At 52.6% G+C, this 19,985-nt stretch carries 14 protein-coding genes; 6 read left to right on the plus strand and 8 right to left on the minus strand.

Translation table 11 applies throughout. The features are described 5' to 3' along the window. Positions 1-21 precede the first annotated feature (21 nt). Complete coding sequence (locus BM040_RS15490; RefSeq protein ID WP_092103423.1) at positions 22-2,103, minus strand: T9SS type A sorting domain-containing protein; 2,082 nt, start codon at positions 2,101-2,103, stop codon at positions 22-24. A 330-nt stretch (positions 2,104-2,433) separates the two neighbouring features. Between BM040_RS15490 and BM040_RS15495 the strand changes: the two genes are divergently transcribed. Further along, positions 2,434-3,351: an AEC family transporter gene (locus tag BM040_RS15495; RefSeq protein WP_092103425.1), complete on the plus strand. Its 918-nt coding sequence runs from the start codon at positions 2,434-2,436 to the stop codon at positions 3,349-3,351. 102 nt (positions 3,352-3,453) lie between these two features. Here BM040_RS15495 and BM040_RS15500 read toward each other — a convergent pair whose 3' ends face one another. The 3 genes from BM040_RS15500 to hemN form a co-directional block, all read right to left on the minus strand. Continuing rightward, entirely contained in the window at positions 3,454-4,080 is a 627-nt protein-coding gene (locus BM040_RS15500; protein ID WP_092103427.1) for a hypothetical protein, read from the minus strand. Positions 4,081-4,703: 623 nt separating this feature from the next. Continuing rightward, a complete protein-coding gene (locus tag BM040_RS15505) occupies positions 4,704-5,231 on the minus strand; it encodes a CopD family protein (RefSeq protein WP_092103429.1) in 528 nt (175 codons plus the stop codon). 205 nt (positions 5,232-5,436) lie between these two features. Beyond that, a complete protein-coding gene (hemN, locus tag BM040_RS15510) occupies positions 5,437-6,813 on the minus strand; it encodes an oxygen-independent coproporphyrinogen III oxidase (protein ID WP_092103431.1) in 1,377 nt (458 codons plus the stop codon). 55 nt (positions 6,814-6,868) lie between these two features. Between hemN and BM040_RS15515 the strand changes: the two genes are divergently transcribed. Both BM040_RS15515 and BM040_RS15520 read left to right on the plus strand, forming a co-directional pair. Next, positions 6,869-8,065, plus strand: a complete 1,197-nt coding sequence (locus BM040_RS15515) for an alanine racemase (protein WP_245756244.1) — start codon at positions 6,869-6,871, stop codon at positions 8,063-8,065. A gap of 118 nt (positions 8,066-8,183) precedes the next feature. Further along, positions 8,184-9,020 carry a glycoside hydrolase family 25 protein gene (locus BM040_RS15520; RefSeq protein ID WP_245756245.1) on the plus strand — a complete coding sequence of 279 codons (837 nt, stop codon included), beginning with the start codon at positions 8,184-8,186 and terminating at the stop codon, positions 9,018-9,020. Positions 9,021-10,038: 1,018 nt separating this feature from the next. Here BM040_RS15520 and BM040_RS15530 read toward each other — a convergent pair. Continuing rightward, positions 10,039-10,974: a hypothetical protein gene (locus BM040_RS15530; RefSeq protein ID WP_139217822.1), complete on the minus strand. Its 936-nt coding sequence runs from the start codon at positions 10,972-10,974 to the stop codon at positions 10,039-10,041. Positions 10,975-11,048: 74 nt separating this feature from the next. Continuing rightward, positions 11,049-12,863 carry a glycosyltransferase gene (locus BM040_RS15535; protein WP_092103442.1) on the minus strand — a complete coding sequence of 605 codons (1,815 nt, stop codon included), beginning with the start codon at positions 12,861-12,863 and terminating at the stop codon, positions 11,049-11,051. Between the two features lie 240 nt (positions 12,864-13,103). Here BM040_RS15535 and BM040_RS15540 point away from each other — a divergent pair, with 240 nt between their 5' ends. The 3 genes from BM040_RS15540 to BM040_RS15550 all read left to right on the plus strand — a co-directional run bounded on the left by BM040_RS15540 (position 13,104) and on the right by BM040_RS15550 (position 16,147). After that, positions 13,104-14,396 carry a glycoside hydrolase family 2 TIM barrel-domain containing protein gene (locus tag BM040_RS15540; RefSeq protein WP_245756246.1) on the plus strand — a complete coding sequence of 431 codons (1,293 nt, stop codon included), beginning with the start codon at positions 13,104-13,106 and terminating at the stop codon, positions 14,394-14,396. Between the two features lie 245 nt (positions 14,397-14,641). Continuing rightward, entirely contained in the window at positions 14,642-15,397 is a 756-nt protein-coding gene (locus BM040_RS15545; RefSeq protein ID WP_092103444.1) for a nucleotidyltransferase, read from the plus strand. 6 nt (positions 15,398-15,403) lie between these two features. Then, complete coding sequence (locus BM040_RS15550) at positions 15,404-16,147, plus strand: metallophosphoesterase family protein (protein WP_092103446.1); 744 nt, start codon at positions 15,404-15,406, stop codon at positions 16,145-16,147. A 154-nt stretch (positions 16,148-16,301) separates the two neighbouring features. Here the strand turns inward: BM040_RS15550 and BM040_RS15555 are convergent, their stop codons facing one another. After that, positions 16,302-16,562: an acyl carrier protein gene (locus BM040_RS15555; protein ID WP_139217823.1), complete on the minus strand. Its 261-nt coding sequence runs from the start codon at positions 16,560-16,562 to the stop codon at positions 16,302-16,304. A gap of 127 nt (positions 16,563-16,689) precedes the next feature. Next, positions 16,690-19,869, minus strand: coding sequence for an efflux RND transporter permease subunit (locus BM040_RS15560; protein ID WP_092103448.1), 3,180 nt, complete (start codon positions 19,867-19,869; stop codon positions 16,690-16,692). Between the last annotated feature and the right edge of the window lie 116 nt (positions 19,870-19,985).

The following is a 19,985-nucleotide window of genomic DNA, read 5'->3' on the forward strand; positions in this document are numbered from 1 at the left end:
TTAGGATAGCCTGTTTTGTTCTTATTTATTTACCACAAGCCGGATTGTTTGTACTTCATCTGAAGTTATCAGCCGGAGGTAATACACCCCTTTGGGCAGGCGGGAGGCATCGAGTTGCTGCTGCATCTCCTGACCAGCCTCGCCTGTGCCTCTGGCCAGTTGCTTAACAAACAAACCGTTAGCGGTATATAGCTCTATCCTGAAAGCTCCAGCTTCCTGCAGAGTCCATACGATGTCGGCCAGGGAATTGATAGGATTAGGGTACACGATGAGGCCAGGCGCAGCGTAGTCTGGCTGTTTAGAGTCGCAAACCCCTAGCTTATCTTCTGGATGATGTTTCAGATGTGCGGCCACTGCGTTAGGAGGAATACAGATGGCCCTGCCGCGATGGCAAAGGGTTACTTTGTTGTTGCCACAACGCACGTCAATCACCTCTATCTCAATGGATGCAGTTGCCCAGCAGGTGCCGTTATAGGCTGTCACCGTGAAACTGTACGTACCGGGAGCAGTCGGCGTGAAGACAGGATTGGCAATGGAGGCATCGCTTAGTCCTGCAGCCGGGCTCCACACATACCTTTCTGCACCACTGGCCACCAGCTGTACGCTTTGCGGACCGTAGCCCAGGTAAATGGTTGTAGGAGGACCGCCTGTGTATACATTAGAAGTAGGCACCACTGCGATGGATGGGGTAGGAGCCGTGCAGGGCGCTTCGGGGCTAAGTTTTACGATCCAGTAGTCGTAGGACTCCCCACGATTGGGCTCGCTCTTGTCACCACTGATGCCAGAGGTAGAGCTCCCGGCAAGCAGGTATCCTCCTGTGGTAGCCTCTACTATTTCCGCAAGTACTTCTCCGCTTTCACCTCCTATGGTTCTATCCCACAGCTTGTTCCCTGTACTGTCAATTTTGACTATCCACATATCGGAGCTTCCTTTGCTGTCCTCGCTTTTCTCTCCCGAGACATCTGACTCTGATTCCCCACCTAGCAAATACCCTCCGTCGCTGGTTTGTACCATATCGGATAGCTCATCGGAATCACTGCCTCCGTAGGTTCGGTCCCATTCTTTGTTACCTAGGCTATCAGTTTTTACGATCCAGTAGTCGCCAAATTCTCCACCCCGGAATTCCTCACTTTTATCACCACCAATACCGGAGCCTGACGAACCACCGAGTAAATAACCCCCATCCTGTGTCTGTATTACATCAGAAAGGTAATCTGCCAGCAAGCCTCCATAAGTCTTGTCCCATTCTTTATTTCCTTCAGTATCAATTTTGACTATCCAATAGTCGTTCCCCATCCCGAAATCGATATCGTTTCCTCTGTGAGGCGCACTTTTTTCACCAGAAACGTCAGATTCAGAGGAACCTCCCAAAATATAGCCTCCATCGGTAGTAGGTTTTAGGCTGATCAAAATATCTGAGTAATTTCCCCCGTAGGTTCTGTCCCACAACTTGTTTCCGTCAGCGTCTATTTTTAGAACCCAGAAGTCAGTTTCTCCTCTGGAGGCTTCGCTTTTATCACCACTTATTCCGGAGCCTGACCTACCTCCAAGTATATACCCGCCGTCACTGGTTTGTTGGATTTCTGACAGTGATTCGGAATCGCTGCCTCCAAAAGTCCTGTCCCATTCCACCTGGCCGTTCTTGTCTACCTTTACCACCCAAAAGTCAAAGCCCCCTCTTGAGTCTTCGGATTTATCTCCGCTTGCGACGGAGAGGCTGTTACCACCTAAGATGTAGCCGCCATCACTCGTCTGCTTTATGTCCTGCAACTCATCCCGGCCGCTTCCTCCTATGGTTCGGTCCCACTCCTTGTTGCCCAAAGGATCTATTTTTACAATCCAAAAGTCTTCTTCTCCTTTCAATGGCTCGCTTTTTTCTCCGCTCACACCAGATGAGGAGGTGCCGCCAAGAATGTAGCCTCCATCTGTTGTCTGTTCTGCATGGCGAAGTAAATCCCGAGCTTCCCCTCCGTAAGTTTTGTCCCATTCTATTTCTTGTGCTTTGGAGGCAAAAGCGAGGAGCATTATCAGACAGATGAGTAAGTGTCTAAGGAAATTGTTAGGGCGCATAAAGGCCATCGAGTATTGAAACTGTGTTCTCATAGTTTAAATATTTAGGTTTAGCAATTTTCTGTTAGCGAGTTAAACTCTCTGGTAATAGCTGTCGCCCATTGAGGGAAAAGCATGATCGGCTTTTAGAGATGCCAGATGATGCGCCTGCTTAAAGATGAATGCAGAAGGGTGAAGGAAGGCTTAGTATAGAAGTAGTATAGCAATGTTTTTAATATACATATATTGAGAAAATATTGATTATAATAAATAGCGGAAGCCTCACTTTTCCTAGTAAAGTATAGCTTTTAGCTATTAAATCATTTTTGCTGCCGTACCTTTGCCAGCTGTTCCATACCTGGAGCAGAGAATCTGATAGAAGGAATGAGCAGTTTTATACTTTTGTTTGGGTGTCTGGGGCTGGGCTTGCTGCTGCAGCGCGTCAAGGCGTTTCCGAGGAATTCGGCGCAGGTACTCAACCAGTTTATAATTTATATTTCGATGCCAGCGCTGGCGCTGTACTTTATCCCGGAGGTAATGTTGAATAGCAGCGTGCTTTTGCCAGTGGCCGTGGCCTGGATTTGCTTTGGTGCTTCTGCCTTGTTTTTCTGGAGCCTGGGCAAAACGTTTGGCTGGTCGCAGAAACTGGTGGGCTGCCTGATTATTACGGCCGGTTTTGGAAATACCTCATTTGTGGGCCTGCCGGTCATTGAGGCGCTTTTCGGGCCTGAAAGTGTAGAAACGGTTATTCTGATAGACCAGCCCGGCACGTTCGTGGTGTTATCTACGCTGGGCATTGCGCTGGCAGCCAGCTACTCCCGCGGCGCTGCCAATGGGCGGGCTATTTTCCGGAAGATACTGACCTTTCCGCCGTTCCTGGCATTTCTGCTGGGTCTGGTGCTTAACCTGCTCAACCTCCACTTCTCTGCGGATATGAAGGACGTTTTCCAGCGCCTGGGCAGCACAGTGTCACCTTTGGCGCTTGTATCGGTGGGGCTGCAACTACGGCCGGAGTGGCGCAGCAAGCACTGGGGCTTTCTGGCGCTCGGGCTGGCCTTTCAGCTTATACTTGCGCCGGCGCTTATACTGGGGCTATACTATGGGGTGTTTGGTCTTCGGGGGGAGTTACTGCAGATTTGTGTGCTGGAGGCGGCCATGGCCCCGATGATTACGGCCAGTATTGTAGCAGCCTCTTATGGCCTCAAGCCACGACTCGCCAGTATGATGGTAGGCTTCGGGATTCCCATCTCCTTCATCACGCTCGCCTTCTGGTACTGGATCCTGAATTTCGTTATTGGTTGATAGTTATTCGTTATTAGATTTTTAACTATTAACTATTAACTATTAACTATTAACTATTAACTATTAACTATTAACTATTAACTATTAACTATTAACTATTAACTATTCCTCGTAGGTATCCAGCTTAATCTTTTCTATGAGGAGGTAGTTCTTAAACTGGTGTATCAGCTTGTCCATCTCCCGCTCTTTCTCCATCAGCGCTTCTACTTCCTCGTCAGACCCCTGCAGCACGGGGCGCAGGCGCGAAAGGCTGTCCTGAAGTTGGGGCAGGGCGGCCTCGGTATGCTGTCGCAGGCTCGGGTCCATCTCTGCGTCTAATGATGCTTCGAGCTCCTTGATGTATAGCTCCAGAAATGCTACCATATCCCAAGGGTTATTGGGGCGATTCCAGGTGAAGGTGGTGTTGCAGCGGCGGCAGCGGTAGGAATTGCATTTCCAGTCGTGCTCGTTCGTGACAACACCCTGACGCTTCAGCATGTCGGCTTTATGGCACTTGGGGCATTGGGCGTTATCCTCGATGAGTTTCTCCAGCCGGCCGCGCTTTTCCAGAATAGCGGTGCGGTTGTCAGCATGTTGCAGCAGTTGCCGCTCCAGGTTCTCGCATGCCTCCGTTAGCTTCTGTTGATCCTCGCTCAACTCTCCGTCTACTGTCATCTGTTCTGCACGCTTGCTAAAGTAGCGCGTCAGCTTTATTAACTCTCTCTCGTTTGCCTTCAATGCCTTTTTCATACTTTCAAAGATAAAGGTTCTAGGTTGAAAAAGTTAGAGAGTTTGGGAGTTTAAGAGTTGAGGAGTTAGAAAGTTAGAAGGTTAAAAAGTTAGAAAGTGGGTGGTGCTTTCTGCTTTTATACTTTCTGCCGCAAGTTTAGCGCTAGCGTAAATTTGGCTATGTATGGCAGCTTTTTCAACTGCTTTGCTTTGAAAAAGCAAGGGGTGCCAAGGGACTGGCTATACTTTATACTTTCCAAAATAGCGTTTACAGCTTGTCGCTAAGGTCTACCAAAGTATGAATTGTTGGTGATAACACCAACAATGGCGGAAAAGGACGGGAAAGGGCCACCAGATTGCTGGGGCTATACTTTAGCTAGGGCCAATCGAAGTATAAAGTATCTGCTAACCTATACTTTTCTGCTCACGCAGAAAGCAAGTTACAAACTTGCCTCAAGCACAGCCACAAGCTACGCTGCCACTAAACTTGCGGCAGGAAACGGCAAAGTATAGAATGGGAGCGGCTGGCACTTTAAGTAGTACCAGCCGCTCCCATTCTATACTGTAGAGAATTAAATTCCTAACTCCTCAACTTTCTAACCTTCTAACTTCCCAACTCTCTAACTCTTAAACTCCCAAACTCTCTAACTCTCCCTCGTTTTCTTGTAAATGCGGATGGCCAGCATGAGGATAGCAGAGAAAAGGATGAGGCCGATGATGCCCCAGAGCATGCTGAGGGAGCTTTTTAGCACCACCAGGAATACGATACTAATGAGAAAGAGCGTAGCGACCTCGTTCCAGATGCGGAGCTGGGTGGAGGTATACTTGATGAGCCCCTGCTGCTGCTGTTTAAAGATGCGGTGACAGAGGAAGTGATACACGTAAAGCCCTACTACAAATCCAATTTTCCAGACAAGCCAGCCCGGAATGGAGCCATACAAGTATAGCATCGTGCCGCCGAAAATGAGCGTCAGGATGGCGGAGGGCCAGGTGATGCCGTACCACAGGCGCTTCTGCATGATACCAAACTGTTTCTGAAGGATGGATTTCTCCGGCTCAGGCTTTTCGGCGGCCTCGGCATAGTAGATGAACAGGCGCACGATGTAGAACAGCCCGGCAAACCAGGTGACTACAAAAATGATGTGCAGCGCCTTTACGTAGAAATAACTCATGACAGCAGATGGTGTTTCTGCAAAGGTAAACCCTTTTGTGGAGTTTGGGAGTTGTAGAGACGCAATACCTTGCGTCTTTCTAGTTAGAAAGTTAAAAAGGTAGAATGTCAGAAAGTTGAAGAGTTGAGGAAGTATAAAAGATAAAGAGACGCGTGGTACAGCGTCTCTTTGTCCTCAAAACCAATTCAATCACTAAATCTATTCTTTATACCGATTTGCTGAACACCGGCGTGGTTGGTTTGTCGCTCCACAGCCGGGCGTCGAAGCACATGGCGATGTTGCGCAGGAACGGTCTTCCGGCCTCCAGTACCTGGATATCGTGGTTGGAGTACTCCAGCAGGCCATCCTCCTCCAGCGGTTGCAGACGGATGAGGGCATCCACAAAGTAGGGCAGTTCCTCCTCGGTCCAGGAAGTATAGAGGCGGCACATCAGGTTGAGGATATGCTTGCGGATAATCAGGTCTTCTTCGGTCAACTCGTGGCCTTTCAACAGGGGCAGTTCACCGGTTTCCACAGCTGCCTCGTAGGGCTCCACTTCTTTGATGTTCTGCATAAAAGCGGTGCCGGTGTCGGAGATGCTGGAGCAGCCCAAGCCAATTAGCAGCTCGGTGTGGCGCGGCGTGTAGCCCATAAAATTGCGGTGCAGCTCGCCGTTTTGTGCGGCAAGATATAGCTCGTCCTCCGGCAGGGCAAAGTGGTCCAGCCCGATTTCGATGTAGCCGGCTTCTTCCAGCATCATGCGTCCCAGCTCATAAAGGCCACGTTTCTCGGCGGGCTCTGGCAGGTCTTTCTCCGAATAGCGGCGCTGCGCTTTGCTTTTCCAGGGCACGTGGGCATAGCTGTAGAAAGCAATACGCTCAGGGCGAAGCTCTTTTACACGCTCAATCGTGTAGCGCACGCAGTCAGCATCCTGGAAGGGCAGGCCGTAAATAATATCAGCATTGATAGAAGTATAGCCAATGGAACGGGCCACGTCGAAGGTTTCTTTGGTGCGCTCAAAAGTCTGGATGCGGTTGATGGCCAACTGCACGCGCGGGTCAAAATCCTGCACGCCCACACTCAGCCTCCGGAAGCCCAAATCATAGAGCACCTGCAGCTGCTCGGCATTGGTGGCGTTGGGGTGCACCTCGATGCTAAAGGCCGCGTCTGGCGTTACTTCGGTTTTTTCCAAAAGCGTTTCCAGTAGCGTTTTCAGGTTTTGAGCGCCGAAGAAGGTAGGCGTGCCGCCGCCCAGGTGCAGCTCCGTGATGCGCGGCTTCTCCTCAAATTCGGCCAGGTATAGCTCCCACTCCTGTAGGATGGCGCGCAGGTAAGGCTCCTCCACAGCGTGGTTTTTGGTGATGCGCTTGTTGCAGCCGCAGTAGGTGCAAAGGCTCTCGCAGAAGGGCAGGTGCAGGTACAAGCTGATTCCCTCCGTGCTGTTGGTCTTGCGGAAGGCCTGCTTTACGTGCTGCATCCACTGTGCCTGCGTCAGCGGCTTCTCGTCCCAGTACGGCACGGTAGGGTAGCTGGTATAGCGCGGCGATGGTACATCATACTTGGCGAGCAATTCGGCAGGGGTGGTTTTCAGTATGTCTTGCATCTTTTTCCTTCTACTTAATTCGCTACAAAGGTCGGGTTTACCTGTTTTTAGCGAAATGACATTCGTCACCTTAAAGTATAGCTGGGGGTGGTTCTTTGTCATTTTATACTTAAATTCACATGATTTGCCACCTTTTGCAGACTCAGAACTCATGAACATCACTACCCCTACCTTACTGTTAGATAAAGAGAAAGCCATACGTAACATTAGCCGCATGGTAGAGAAGGCCAAGCGAAGCGGCGTGCGCTTGCGGCCGCATTTTAAAACGCACCAGTCGGTGCAGGTGGGGGAGTGGTTCCGGGAGCAGGGCGTGGAGGCGATTACGGTATCATCGGTGCACATGGCCCGCTACTTTGCCGACCACGGCTGGCGCGATATTCTGGTTGCCTTTCCGGCCAACGTGCTGGAGGTGGAAAGTATAAACGAGCTCGCCTCGCGCATAAAGCTGCACCTGATAGCAGTGAACCAGGAGACGGTTGTGGCCCTTGCCAAGGGCCTGCAGCACCCGGTGCAGCTTTCACTCAAGATAGACACCGGCTACCACCGCACCGGCATTCCTGCAAACAATTATGCTGAGATAGACGCCATGCTAGAACTGATACAGAGGCAGGACAAGTTGCAGTTTGCCGGTTTTGTGGTGCACAACGGCCACACCTACAAGCAAACCGATGCTGCTGCCAGTCGAAATATCCACGATACCTCAGTAGACCAGCTGCACCTGCTGCGCGAACGCTACAAGGCCCAATTCCCGGACCTGCAGCTTTCCGTGGGCGATACCCCTTCCTGCAGCATCCTGGAGACGTTTGAGGGGGTGGATGAGATACGGCCCGGCAACTTCGTGTTTTACGACATCACCCAACAGCACATTGGCTCCTGCTCTTTTGAGGAGATTGCCGTTTGCATGGCTTGTCCGGTAGTAGCCAAACATCCTGACCGCAGCGAGCTTATACTTTACGGGGGCAGCGTGCACTTCTCCAAGGATGTTCTGGTTCAGGAAGATGGTGCTGCAGTTTTTGGTCGGGTAGTGGAGCTAACCGACAAGGGTTGGTCTGAACCGCTCGAAGGATTTGAGGTGATATCGCTATCGCAGGAGCACGGGGTGGTGCGGGTATCGGCGGAGCATTTTGACAAGTATAACATCGGTGACCTGATGGGAGTATTACCCGTGCATTCCTGCCTCACCGCCGATATCATGCGGGGCTACCTAACCACCGAGGGAGAGCCTATTGACCACTTATCCGGCGTCAGATAACCCACTAATAAGCAAAAGTATAACCTGAGCATGTTTCCGAAGCTGCCATACTTGTAGGGAGCGAGGACGCAGCTGATTTTAGCCGGAGCGCTGGCAAATTACGCTTGGCTTTATACTTTTGCAGGGAAGAGCTATGGCCACCACTACCAAACCACCCTTAAAGAAAGCCCCCACTGTAAAGCCGCCCGCCAAACGGGTGCCCAAACCCCGTCAGCCGCGCAAGAAGCAACGCACGGGCGGCGTGCCCAAGCGTTTCTGGGTGGGGCTGGCTGTTTTAGTGGGAATTGTGCTGCTGGTGTTCTATGTGGAGTATTTCGTAGTAAAGTCAAAGCCTGTCTGGCCGGAGGGGCATACCATCTACGGAATCGACGTCAGCCATTACCAGAAGGACATTGAATGGCTAAAGGTGCGGGAGCACGAAATTACCTTTGCCTTCGTGAAGGCCACCGAAGGGATATCGCTGCGGGATAAGAAGTTTGAACAAAACTGGGCTGGGGCTGCCGAAGCGGGCATTATCCGGGGCGCTTATCACTTTTACCTGCCTTACCTAGACCCGGAGAAGCAAGCCCGAAACTTTACCTCCCTGGTGCAGCTGCAGAGCGGCGACTTACCGCCTGTGCTGGACGTAGAGGTACGCGGCCGTAAACCTATCGACAAGTTCCGGAGAGACCTGAAAGTATGGCTGGACCATGTAGAGAATGCCTACGGTACCAAGCCCATCATTTACACCGGCTACTACTTTTATAAAGATTATCTGCAAGGCCACTTCGACAGCTACCCCCTCTGGATTGCGCACTACGATGTGCCTAAATTAAACCTGGAGCGAAGCAACACCCGCAAACTTGCTTTCTGGCAGCACACCGATAAAGGATTCATAGGAGGCATAGACGCAACTGTGGATTGTAATGTGTTCTACGGAAGTATGCGGGACCTGAAGAGTCTTTGTATTCCGTAGTCATGCTGGGAATGGGGTTAGGTCTCTAACAGCGTTTATTTTTACCTATTAGAGTATAAACCTGCAGTGCCAGGTCTAAGCAGCTCTACAAGGTATTAACCCACCTTGGGCCAGCGCTAAGAACAAGTAACTGAGCTTTTTAGTAATACCGGGTCCAACCATCCCTACCCCTCAGAGCTGCGCTCGCTACCTTCGAACTCCCGTTCTCGGTAGTCTAAGGCGGGCCTGTAACTGCTGATGCTGAGTATAAGCTTCGTAACTGCTGTTCTCTCGAAGTATAAACCCACCCCAGCCCCTCCGAGGAGGGGAATCTCAGTACACGATTGCACCCCTATTGAGCTTTGCTCGCAAGCTTCGAACTCTCGTTCTCGCTTGTCCTCAAGGGGACAGTTTATACTTACCTCTCTCTCTGTCATCTCGAGTACTCTTGAGGCGGGAGCCGAAAAGAGCCAGCGTAGCTGTGAGAGCTCTATCCGGAGTTCTCTTCAGATCTCTCCCAAAGGTCGAGATGACAGTAGGGGCAGCAGCTATCGAATAATTCCCAGCCTTCGGGTTGAGCGCCTTGTGCATGTTGCGGTGCCGCGGATGCGGCAGCCGAAGCAGAGCGGAGGCAGCTTCAGGCACACCGCGCGATGCCCGAAGGCGAGGCCTCCCGGCCTAGGAGGGCAGAAAGCCAGAGATGCAACGAGACGTTGGTGGGAGCTAGAGGATGAACGGATGCTAGCAAGGATAGCTTGCTTCCAGTTGCGGGAAGCGGTGGCTAGGAAAGTATGGCCAAAGTATAAAAAGCATGAGCTACAAGCTCGCGCAGCGAAAGTATAAATCAGCAAGTATAGCTCAAGTATAAAGTATAGCTAAAGAATAAGTATGGCTTTTCAAGCCAATCGAGTCAGAGACTCGACATCATATTTAGTCCCAAGTCTGAAGACTTGCGCCAGGAACGGGACCGCAGGTTGCTGTAAAGTATAAAAGCGCAACATAGAGGCTGCGCTTTCATACTTCTATACTTTATTTAGAATCAATAACGGTCATAATCCCTGTTGCCTTCATGTCCACGGTCCCAGGTGCGGCTGCGGTTATGGCTCCGGATGTATTCCGGGTCCCGGCGCACGTCAAAGCTGTGGTTAGGGTCGTAGTCATAGTCGCTGTCGCGGTGCTGGATGCGCGTATTTTCCGCGTCGCGGGCATAGGTATCGTTCGGGTACTCCGTGTAGCGGCTGCTCGTATCGCGCATGCTGTAAGGTTCTCCGTAGTTCATACTGCTGCTGCCCCGGTCGTAGCTACCCATAGAGCCATAGTTGCCAGTGCCGTAGTCGCTGCGGCTGGAGCGGCTGTAACCACTGCCCATGTAGCCGCCGCCAGAACTGCCGTAGCCAGAAGAGCCTCTGTCTCTGTCAGAACTGTGGAAGCTGCCGCTGCCCTGGTTGTAGTTGTCGCGGTCGAAGTCATAGCGGCCCTGGTCGGAGCCTTGAAATCTGCGTGACGTGTCCGAGCCGTAGAGCGAGGAACCCATCTCGTTGTTATAGCCGGAGCCGTGGCTGTCGTAGTCGCTTTCATAGCCGTGGCTTCTGTGGCGCTGCTGTCCCATGCCACTCTCTCCGCGGGAGCCCATGCCGCTGTAGTAATTGTAGTTGCTTCCTTGCGGATGCTGGCCGCCCCGGTAATCACCGAAACCCTGGGCACCGCCGTAGCTACCCATGTTGCCGAAGTTTCGGCCTGTGTCGTAGGTGCTGAAGCCACGGTTGGCTACGTTTCTGGAGCCTCCCATCTCGTTGCCTTGATTGCCCCAAGTGTCGCTGTAGCCCTCGTTGCCGTAGCCGCCCCGGGCCGAAGAGCCATAATCATCAAAGTGATAGCTGCTGTCCCTCTCCGGATAGCGGTAGCGGTCTGAGCGATGGGTATGAAAGTCCCGGCTGTCGCCTCTTCCAGAACGATTAGAATAATCTGAATTCATAGCTTTTTGGTTTTTAGGTTTAAAAGCAAGTTCACTTTTATCTAAACGCATAGGCGCCGCAGGGGTTGAGGCGATTAGTTTACCGGCTTGTGAGGTAGTGGCCTGGCAGGCGTGAGTGCCTGGGCTGCGGTTTCGGAAGTGGGGGAAGCCTCCACCGAACGCTCACCCCAGTAGCGTAGCAACTCGTCCTTCCCGAAAATAAAGCTCACCGAAACCACCGTGGCCACCATGACCACCAGCACGGACGCAAAGCGGATGCCGTCGTAAAATCCGTGGCGCGTACGCCAGATAGCATAGCGCAGCGGCATAAAGAGGGGCTGCAACAAGCGAGCATGCAACAGGTAGTGTCGCACCCATTGCATAAAGCGCTCCTGCCCAATCACCACGATACTGCCCAAAATTGCCACGTTGGTCAGGGTAAAGAGCGCCATCATCTGCACATAGGGATTGTCATACAGGTGGCCGTACTCCAACTGGCTGTAGGCAATAGCCCAGAAGCTGGCAACTATAATTAGGAAGTTAGGCAGGCTCAGCAGGTAGTTGTTTTTCGGTTTATCGTCCTTGGGAGTCGGGATGTAGGGCACCTTCACGCGCAGGATGGAGTAAACAAACCCTAGCAAAAATATCCACCAGGTGCCGGTGCGCAGGATACCGCCGAAAAGGTGGAAACCCTTCTCATTTTTCTCCAGGTACCAGCGCTGCGCAAACTGCCGGATGCAGATGGAGATGCAGAAGAAGGGCGCAAACATCACCACAAACTCTCCAAGCGACACATACCACGGAAACTCCACCAGCACCAGCGCCAGCACCGGAATTAAAAAGTCGATGAGGTTGAAAACGCCGAACAGGTAGTAGAGGGGCAGGGTAAAGTAGTGGATTTTCTGACGCAGCGTAAAGTGGCGGAACAGCTTCGGGTAGACCATAAACAGCAGCTCAAAAGTGCCACGCGCCCACTTGATCTGCTGCTTGTAGTAGGCGGCCAGGGTGCCCGGTACCAGTCCCCGGCTCAGCATCTTGGGCACATACTTCGATTTCCAGCCCTGGGCGTGCAGCTGCATGGCCGTGTGCATGTCCTCAGCCAGCCCTGCCGCGTGCCCGCCTATGCTATCCAGCGCCTTGCGGCGGAAGGTACAGTTGGCCCCGATGGCCTGCACCGTGCCGTAGCTGTTCATGCCCATCATCATAGGGCCGTAGAAGCTATAGGTCTGCTCGGCTGCCCCGTAGGCTACCAGGCTTTCCTTCTGGTTATAATAGCCCTGCACCACCTGCACAAAGCCAACCTCCGGGTCCTCAAAGTAGGGCAGCACCTCGTCCAGAAAATCCGGCTCGGGTATATGGTCGGGGTCCAGGATAAGGCAGATGTCGCCGGTGGCTTGCTTCAGGGCGTTGTTGATGTTGCCGGCCTTGGCGTTTATTTTTTCGGTGCGGGTCACGTGCACCACCCCCAGCCGCTCGCATTCTGCCTTCAGCACCGGGTCGTTGCCTTCGTCGCAGAGGTAGGTGGTATGGGGGTAGCGGATGTTCTGTATCGCCTCCAGTGTGTTGATGACCATGCTATGCGGCTCGCCGGGGCAATAGGTGGTCAGGATGTCTACTGTATACCTGGTGCGCAACTCGGGCTTCTCGGGTATGCTGACGGCGTAGTAATGGTACCACTCGTGCAGCGTGCGCAAAAGTTTGAAGGTCAGGGCCGTGGTCAGGAGCCAGTACAGCGGCTCGTAACCGATGTGGTCCTCATCTATAAACCAGTAGAGGAAGAGCGCCATTGTGAGCAGGCCCATCCAAATCATGAAGCGAATGGTGCGCACGTCGCGCCGCAGTTGCGCCTGTTCCTGGTTATTTTCCTGTATTTCAGTAGTTGTATGTGAAGCGGAGAAAAAGTGTCGCATGAGGTACCTCTGCTTTAGGATGTAAAGGTGAAGTTGGGTAAGCGCATCGGTGTGGAAAGTACTTTTTAAGGATGCTTATATAGTATTAATTGCGTTTTATCAAGCTCCTTATACTTGAAACAAGCGGAAATGTTCTGCGTAAACCTCTGCGTTTGGATTGAAAAAAATCTTCCGTTCCGCCACACCACTATGTTTCACCCTTCGCCTATGAGGCTCCTGCCCAATATTGTATTATACCTTATGTTAAGCCAGCTGCTCTTTGCCTGCAGCACCTCCCCAGACCTTGCCGAGAAGTATAAACCCAAGGGCAGAAAGGTGGAAGTGGTAAAGAAAGGAGAGAGCTTCCTGTTGATGCGGGACGGAGAGCCATACTTTATTAAAGGCGCTGCCGGCTACGAGTATTTTGGCCGCTTGAGCAAGTATGGCGGCAACTCGGTGCGGGTGTGGCACACCGATAACGCCCAGCAAGTGCTCGACTCGGCCCATGCCCACGGGCTTACCGTGACCCTGGGCCTGTGGATGGCCCGCGAGCGTGAGGGCTTCAACTACTACGATAAAAAGCTGGTAGCCAAGCAGCGGGAGGAGCTGCGCGAGGTAGTGCTCAAGTATAAAGACCATCCGGCCCTGCTGATGTGGGGCATCGGAAACGAACTCTATGCTGATGGCTCCAACGTGAAAGTATGGGACGCCGTGAACGGGATTGCCGAGATGATCCACGAAGTAGACCCCGACCACCCCACCACCACGACCATCATGAACGTGCCCCACAAGGTCGTAAACCTGATCGTCAAGCGGGTGCCGGCGCTGGATATCCTTTCCATCAACTCCTTTGGAGCGATGCACAACCTGCCCGGAGAACTGGCCAAAACCGACTGGAAAGGCCCTTATGTGGTGTCAGAATTCGGCGCCCGCGGCTATTGGGAGTCTTATTATACCTGGTGGATGGCCCCCATCGAGCAGACAAGCTCGGAGAAGGCCGAATTTGCCCGCCAGCGCTACGAGCAGTCGGTGCTGGCAGACACCAGCCGCTGCCTGGGCTCCTATGTGTTTCTGTGGGGTAATAAGCAGGAGACCACGCCCACCTGGTTTAGCCTGATAAACGAGCAGGGCGAAGAAACGGCCCTGGTGCACGAAATGCGACAGCTTTGGGGCGATACGGCCACCGCCATGCTGAACAAGCCGCCTTACATCGCTTACCTTACCCTGGACGAAAAGTTCGCTTTCGACCAAATCTACCTGAGGCCTGGCCATACCTTCGAGGGAGCCGCCTTTACCTATGACCCTGAGCAGGACTCGCTGCAGGTGCAGTGGGAGGTGCTGCCCGAGTCGGAGGTGCAGGATGGCAATGCCGACAAGCAGGAAAAGCCCGCGCCGGTGGCCGACATGCTGGTGCGGCAGGAGGGGACCAAAGTATGGCTGCACACCCCGCAGGAAGAGGGCGCGTATCGGCTGTACCTGTACCTGCGCGACGGGCAGAACAACCTGGCCACCGCCAACATTCCCTTCTATGTTACGAACAAGCCACTCAAATAATTTATACTTGTTATAGTACAATAAATGCTTTTGCTATACTTTGGTTTAGAGCCTTGTAGGCCACAATACAGATAATTTGTTCAAAAGCAGGCAACCAACCGCCCTTTTGTATAGTACAACATCTCTACGCTGCTTTGGTGTGCAAACCACAAAGAGCTGCTCCCAAAGCAGTACCCCACCAAGGATAGCTGCAGCCTGCACCGGCGGCTGCCAGTATCAACCAACAACAAGACATAAGACCTATAATGGCTAAAGTAATAGAACTACAAGAGGGGATTCATCGCCAGGATGCGCATGAGTTCTACCGCGAGGCCCTGAGCATCATGACCGAGAGCAACATCGACTTTATGGTGGGCGGGGGCTTTGCACTGCGCCTATATACCGATATCTTGCGCGACACGAAGGACCTGGACGTGTTTTGCAAGGGCAGCGACACACCCGCGCTACTCAAGGCCTTCAAGGAAAACGGGTTTGAGACCGAGCTTACCGACGTACGCTGGCTGGCCAAGGCCATCCGCGGCGACCATTTCATGGACATCATCTTCAACAACCCCGGCAACCACTGCGCCGTGGACGACAGCTGGTTTGAGCGCGCCACCCAAAGCGAACTGCTGGGCATCAAGGTAAAGGTGATCCCTGCCGAAACCCTTATCTGGTCGAAGCTGTACGTACAGAACAGAGAGCGCTACGACGGAGCCGACATCAACCACATCATCCTGCGCTACGGCGACCGCCTGGACTGGAAATGGCTGTGGCAGCACATGGAAACGCACTGGCAGCTGCTGCTGGCGCAGTTCCTCTCGTTCCAGTTCGTGTACCCGTCGGAGCGGGATTTGATACCTAAGTGGCTGGTGGATGACCTGTTTAAGCGTGCCAAGGATGAGCTGGAGATGCCGGCGCCGAAGGAGAAAATCTGCCGCGGCCCGCTCATCGACCAGACACAGTATAAAATCGACATCACGGAATGGGACTTTAAGGTAGTTACCATCAGATCTGTTTAGTAAGGCATGGCTACAAAAAAAGAGAAGAAAACCAGGATTGCGGCAGTAGGGGATATACATGTGCGGGAGACGGACCGCGGAAAATGGGAGGAGTTTTTCAGGAAGGCGTCGGAGGAGGCGGATGTGCTGCTGCTCTGCGGCGACCTGACCGACACCGGACGCACCGCCGAGGCGGAGGTGCTGGCCCAGGAAATGAAAGTATGCACCATACCAGTAGTAGCGGTGTTGGGCAACCACGATTATGAGCGCGACAACCAGAAAAGTATCCGGAAGGCTCTATTGCGGGATAACGTATATGTCCTGGATGGCGACAGTATCGTGATCGGGGATGTGGGCTTTGCTGGCGTAAAAGGCTTTGGCGGCGGCTTTGACAGAGGCATGCTGGGTATGTTCGGAGAGCCCATGATCAAAAGCTTTGTGCAGGAGGCCGTGGATGAAGCCCTGAAACTGGACGGTGCCCTGGCTCGCCTCGAAAACGATCATATCGATATCAAGAAGATCGCTGTGCTACACTATGCTCCGATTAAGGCCACGGTAGTAGGGGAGCCCGAGCAGATTTTCCCCTTCCTGGGGTCTTCGCGTTTGGCCGAGCCAATCAACCGCCGGGGAGTTATCGCAGCCTTTCACGGGCATGCGCACATCGGCACACTGGAGGGCGAGACATCCAAAGGAGTAAAGGTTTTTAACGTATCCAGGCCTATACTTCAGCAAGAGGGTTATGACCCAACATACTATATTTTTGAAGTATAAATCCTGAGAGCAAAGTATAAACTAAGTATGAATTATACTTCTGGAGCGAGAGAGAACCAAAGTATAAATGAAGTATAAACGTATACTTTAGAAAATAAAAAAGGGAGCTGCAACTTATACTTGCAGCTCCCTTTTCTGTTGAAGGCATCCGATTTTAGCTTGCCTGTTTCAGGGTTTGGGTAGATACGTAATTCACGAAGTCGTCTAACGTATAAACCGGCACCTCGTCAGGTATCGTCAACTGGTAGGTTTTCTCCACCTGCAGAATGATATCCACCACGTCGATAATATCAAGACCTAGCCTGGTCAGGTCGCGGACCTGCAGCAGGCGGTTGGGGTTAATGTTTGTAACGGATGTGATGATGTTCACCACCTCGTTCTGAATTGCCTGGGTGTTAAGACTAACATTGTTCATGGCATTAAGGGTAAATCAGGTAAAATTGATTTTCAGAAACTGTTCTGGCTAAGATAAATTTCCGGGAGCCAGCAGCCCCCGGAAATCAAGTTTTAAACAGTCATTATAGGTATTACAGAAAATTATCTTAGTGGGCGAACTCGTGCGCCATCTTCTTCTCTTCCAGCGCCTTTGTTTCGTGCTCCAGCTCCTCCATTGATTTTTCTTCCAGCTCGATAACGGTTTTCTTATCCAGTCCGAACTTGGCCAGGATGCGGTCGAAGCCATAGTAGATGATCGGCACCACAATCATGGTCAGGAACATCGAAGAGCTCAGACCACCAATCAGGGCCCAGCCCAGGCCGTTCTTCACGGCACCCACAGAGCCACCTGCCAGCGCAATCGGCAACATACCAATCACCATCGCCAGCGTCGTCATCAGGATAGGGCGGAAACGGATTCGAACGGCTTCTATCAGGGCCTCCTTCACCGGCACGCCTTCCGCTTTCAGGTTGTTGGTAAAGTCCACCACCATAATCGCGTTCTTGGCTACCAGACCAATCATCATGATAATACCAAGTATGGAGAAGATGCTCAGCGACTGGGCAGCCAGCGCCAGGGCCAGCAAGGCACCAATAATCGCCAGCGGAATAGAGAACAGTACCACCAGCGGGTACACGTATGAGTCGTAAAGCGCCACCATGATCAGGTACACGAAGATGATGGAAGCCATCAGGGCAATACCCAGCGTACCGAAACCTTCGCTCTGGTTCTTTAGGTCACCGCCAAACTCAACCGTAATGCCGCTCGGCATGTCCACCTCAGCCATCTTGGCCTGGATATCAGTACCGATGGAACCGGACGGACGGCCAATTACCTGGGAAGTCACGGTTACGGAAGTCACACGGTTGTAACGCTCCAATTGCGACGGACCGGTTGACTGCTTAATATCAGCGAACTGCGCCAGACGCACCAGTTGGCCCTGGTTGTTCACAAAAGACAGGTTGCCGATGTCGGTCACGCTGCGGCGGTCGAACTCATCCAGGCGGATGTTGATGTCATAGTCCTCGGTGCCGGAGCGGAAGGTAATGTCGGAGTTACCATTGAAGGCCAGCTGCATGCTTGCACCAACGTTCTCCAGCGACAGGCCAACACTGGCCATCTTATCACGGTCCACTACTACCTCAATCTCAGGGTTACCACCCTCCACCGAAGTTTCCACGTCCACGGTACCCTCCACGTTCTCTGTTATGTCCACCACTTTTTGCGAGAAGGCCATGACAGAGTCCAGGTTAGAACCGGATACGATGATTTGGATTGGCGCCTGCGCGTTACCTACCAGACCTACCGGGGTCGGCGTCACTTCCACGTCCGGAATTCGGCTCTCAATGTCAGCTTTTGCCTGGCGACCGAACTGGTTTGTGCTGTAGCTACGCTCCTTCACGTCCACCAGGGTTACCGATACCTCGGCCTTATAAGCTGTGTTCTGGCCTTCCTGAGCTGTAGAAGTAGTACCTACTGTGGTAAATACTTTCTTTACCTCCGGGATGGCCAGCAGGTATTCTTCTACCTGTTGTGTCGCAAAGTTGGTTTGCTCTACAGTGGCGTTCTTGGGTAGCTCCAGCATCAGGCTCACCTCACCACGGTCACCGGACGGAACGAACTCCGAACCGATAAAGCCATACTTGGGCAGCATAAACGAAGCAACCAGCATCAAAACAGTAACGCCAAGCGTGATGAACTTATGGTTGAAAGCCCACTGCAGCGCAGCTGTAAAACCATCGATGATTCTGTCCAGCAGGCGCTCGAAGGCAAGTATAAACCTGCCGAAAATATTCGTGTCAGAGATATGTTCCAGGCGCGAGAAACGGCTGGCCAGCAACGGAATCAGCGTAAAGGCCACGAACAGGGAAATCATGGTTGCTACCGCTACTACCACGGCAAACTGACGCAGAATGTCGGACACCAGACCTGAAGACAGGGCAATCGGGATAAACACCACCGCGATTACGAGCGTAATGGAAGTTACCGTTGCCATAATCTCGCGGATACCATCGTAAGCGGCCTGAGCCGGCTTCTTGCCCATCTCCATGTGGCGGTGAATGTTCTCAATCACCACAATGGCGTCGTCCACCAGGATACCTACCACCAGCGAGAGCGCCAGCAGCGACATCAGGTTCAGGGAGTAACCCAGCAGGAACATTACAATAAAGGTTGCCACCAAAGAGGCCGGGATAGAGATCATTACAATCACGGCGTTGCGCAGCGAGTGCAGGAACAGCAACATCACCACAGCCACCAGTATAACCGCAATAATAAGGTCGTGCATTACCGAGTCGGCAGCCTCCAGCGTAAAGTCGGAGGAGTCGTTGGCAATGTTAAATTGCAGGCCTTCGGCCGCATAGGTTTGCTCCAGCTTGGCAAGCGCTTCCTTGGTCAGGCGGCTTACTTCCACAGCATTCGCATCAGACTGCTTCTGGATGGTGATACCCACCGAGGCCTTCTGGTTGATACGGTTCATTACCTCGATGTCCTTCTGCGTGTCCTGTACTTCGGCCACGTCAGAGAGGCGAACAATACCGTTCAGGTCATCGCGCAACACCAGGTTGCGCAGCTGGTCCAGCGACTGGAACTTACCAGCCAGTCGGATTTGGGTCTGGCCACTTTCCTGCTTGATTCTTCCGGTCGGGAAGTCGAGGTTGGAGTTGCCGATTTTCTGCTGTACCTGCAAGATAGACAGGTTGTAGGCTTCCAGCTTGCTGGCGTTGATGTTTACCTTGATCTCGCGCTCCTGGCCACCCAGTACTTTAATGGCCGCCATACCTGGCACCCTGGACAGCTCCGGCTTGATCTTCTTGTCGATCAGGTCGTAGAACTCAGTCGGGGTCATGTTGGCTGTGGCACCCATCTTAATGATAGGCAGGTCGTCGAAGTCGAACTTGTTCAGCGTTGGCGCGTCCGCATCCTCCGGCAGCTTAGCCAGAATGGTGTTGATCTTGCGCTGCGCGTCCTGCAGGCTCAGGTCCACATTGGTGCCCTGGTTCAGCTGGATGGTGATGATGGAAAAGCTCTCCAGTGAGGTACTCTTCATCTCCTTCACGTTCTCCAGCGAAGACAGCACGTCCTCAATCTCCTTGGTTACGGAGTTCTCCACCTCGTTTGGCGAGGCACCGGGGTAAATGGTACTTACGGTAAGCACCGGCGGGCTGAACTTGGGCAGCAGCTCGTAGTTAAGCGATTGGTAGCTGACAATCCCCAGCAGGGTGAGGACGGTAAACACCACCACCACCAGGGTTGATCGCTGTATCGATAATTTGGTTATGTTCATTTCTAGATAATCTTAAGAAAGAAATTTTGCTTTGTAATAGCGCGAGCCTCCAGGCTCGTGTTTATGATGGTGCGGCCTCTGGCCGCATTGGTCCTATGGCACCGGGCCAGAGGCCC

It is taken from the genome of Pontibacter chinhatensis (assembly GCF_900113285.1).
In the GTDB taxonomy this organism is placed as follows: domain Bacteria; phylum Bacteroidota; class Bacteroidia; order Cytophagales; family Hymenobacteraceae; genus Pontibacter; species Pontibacter chinhatensis.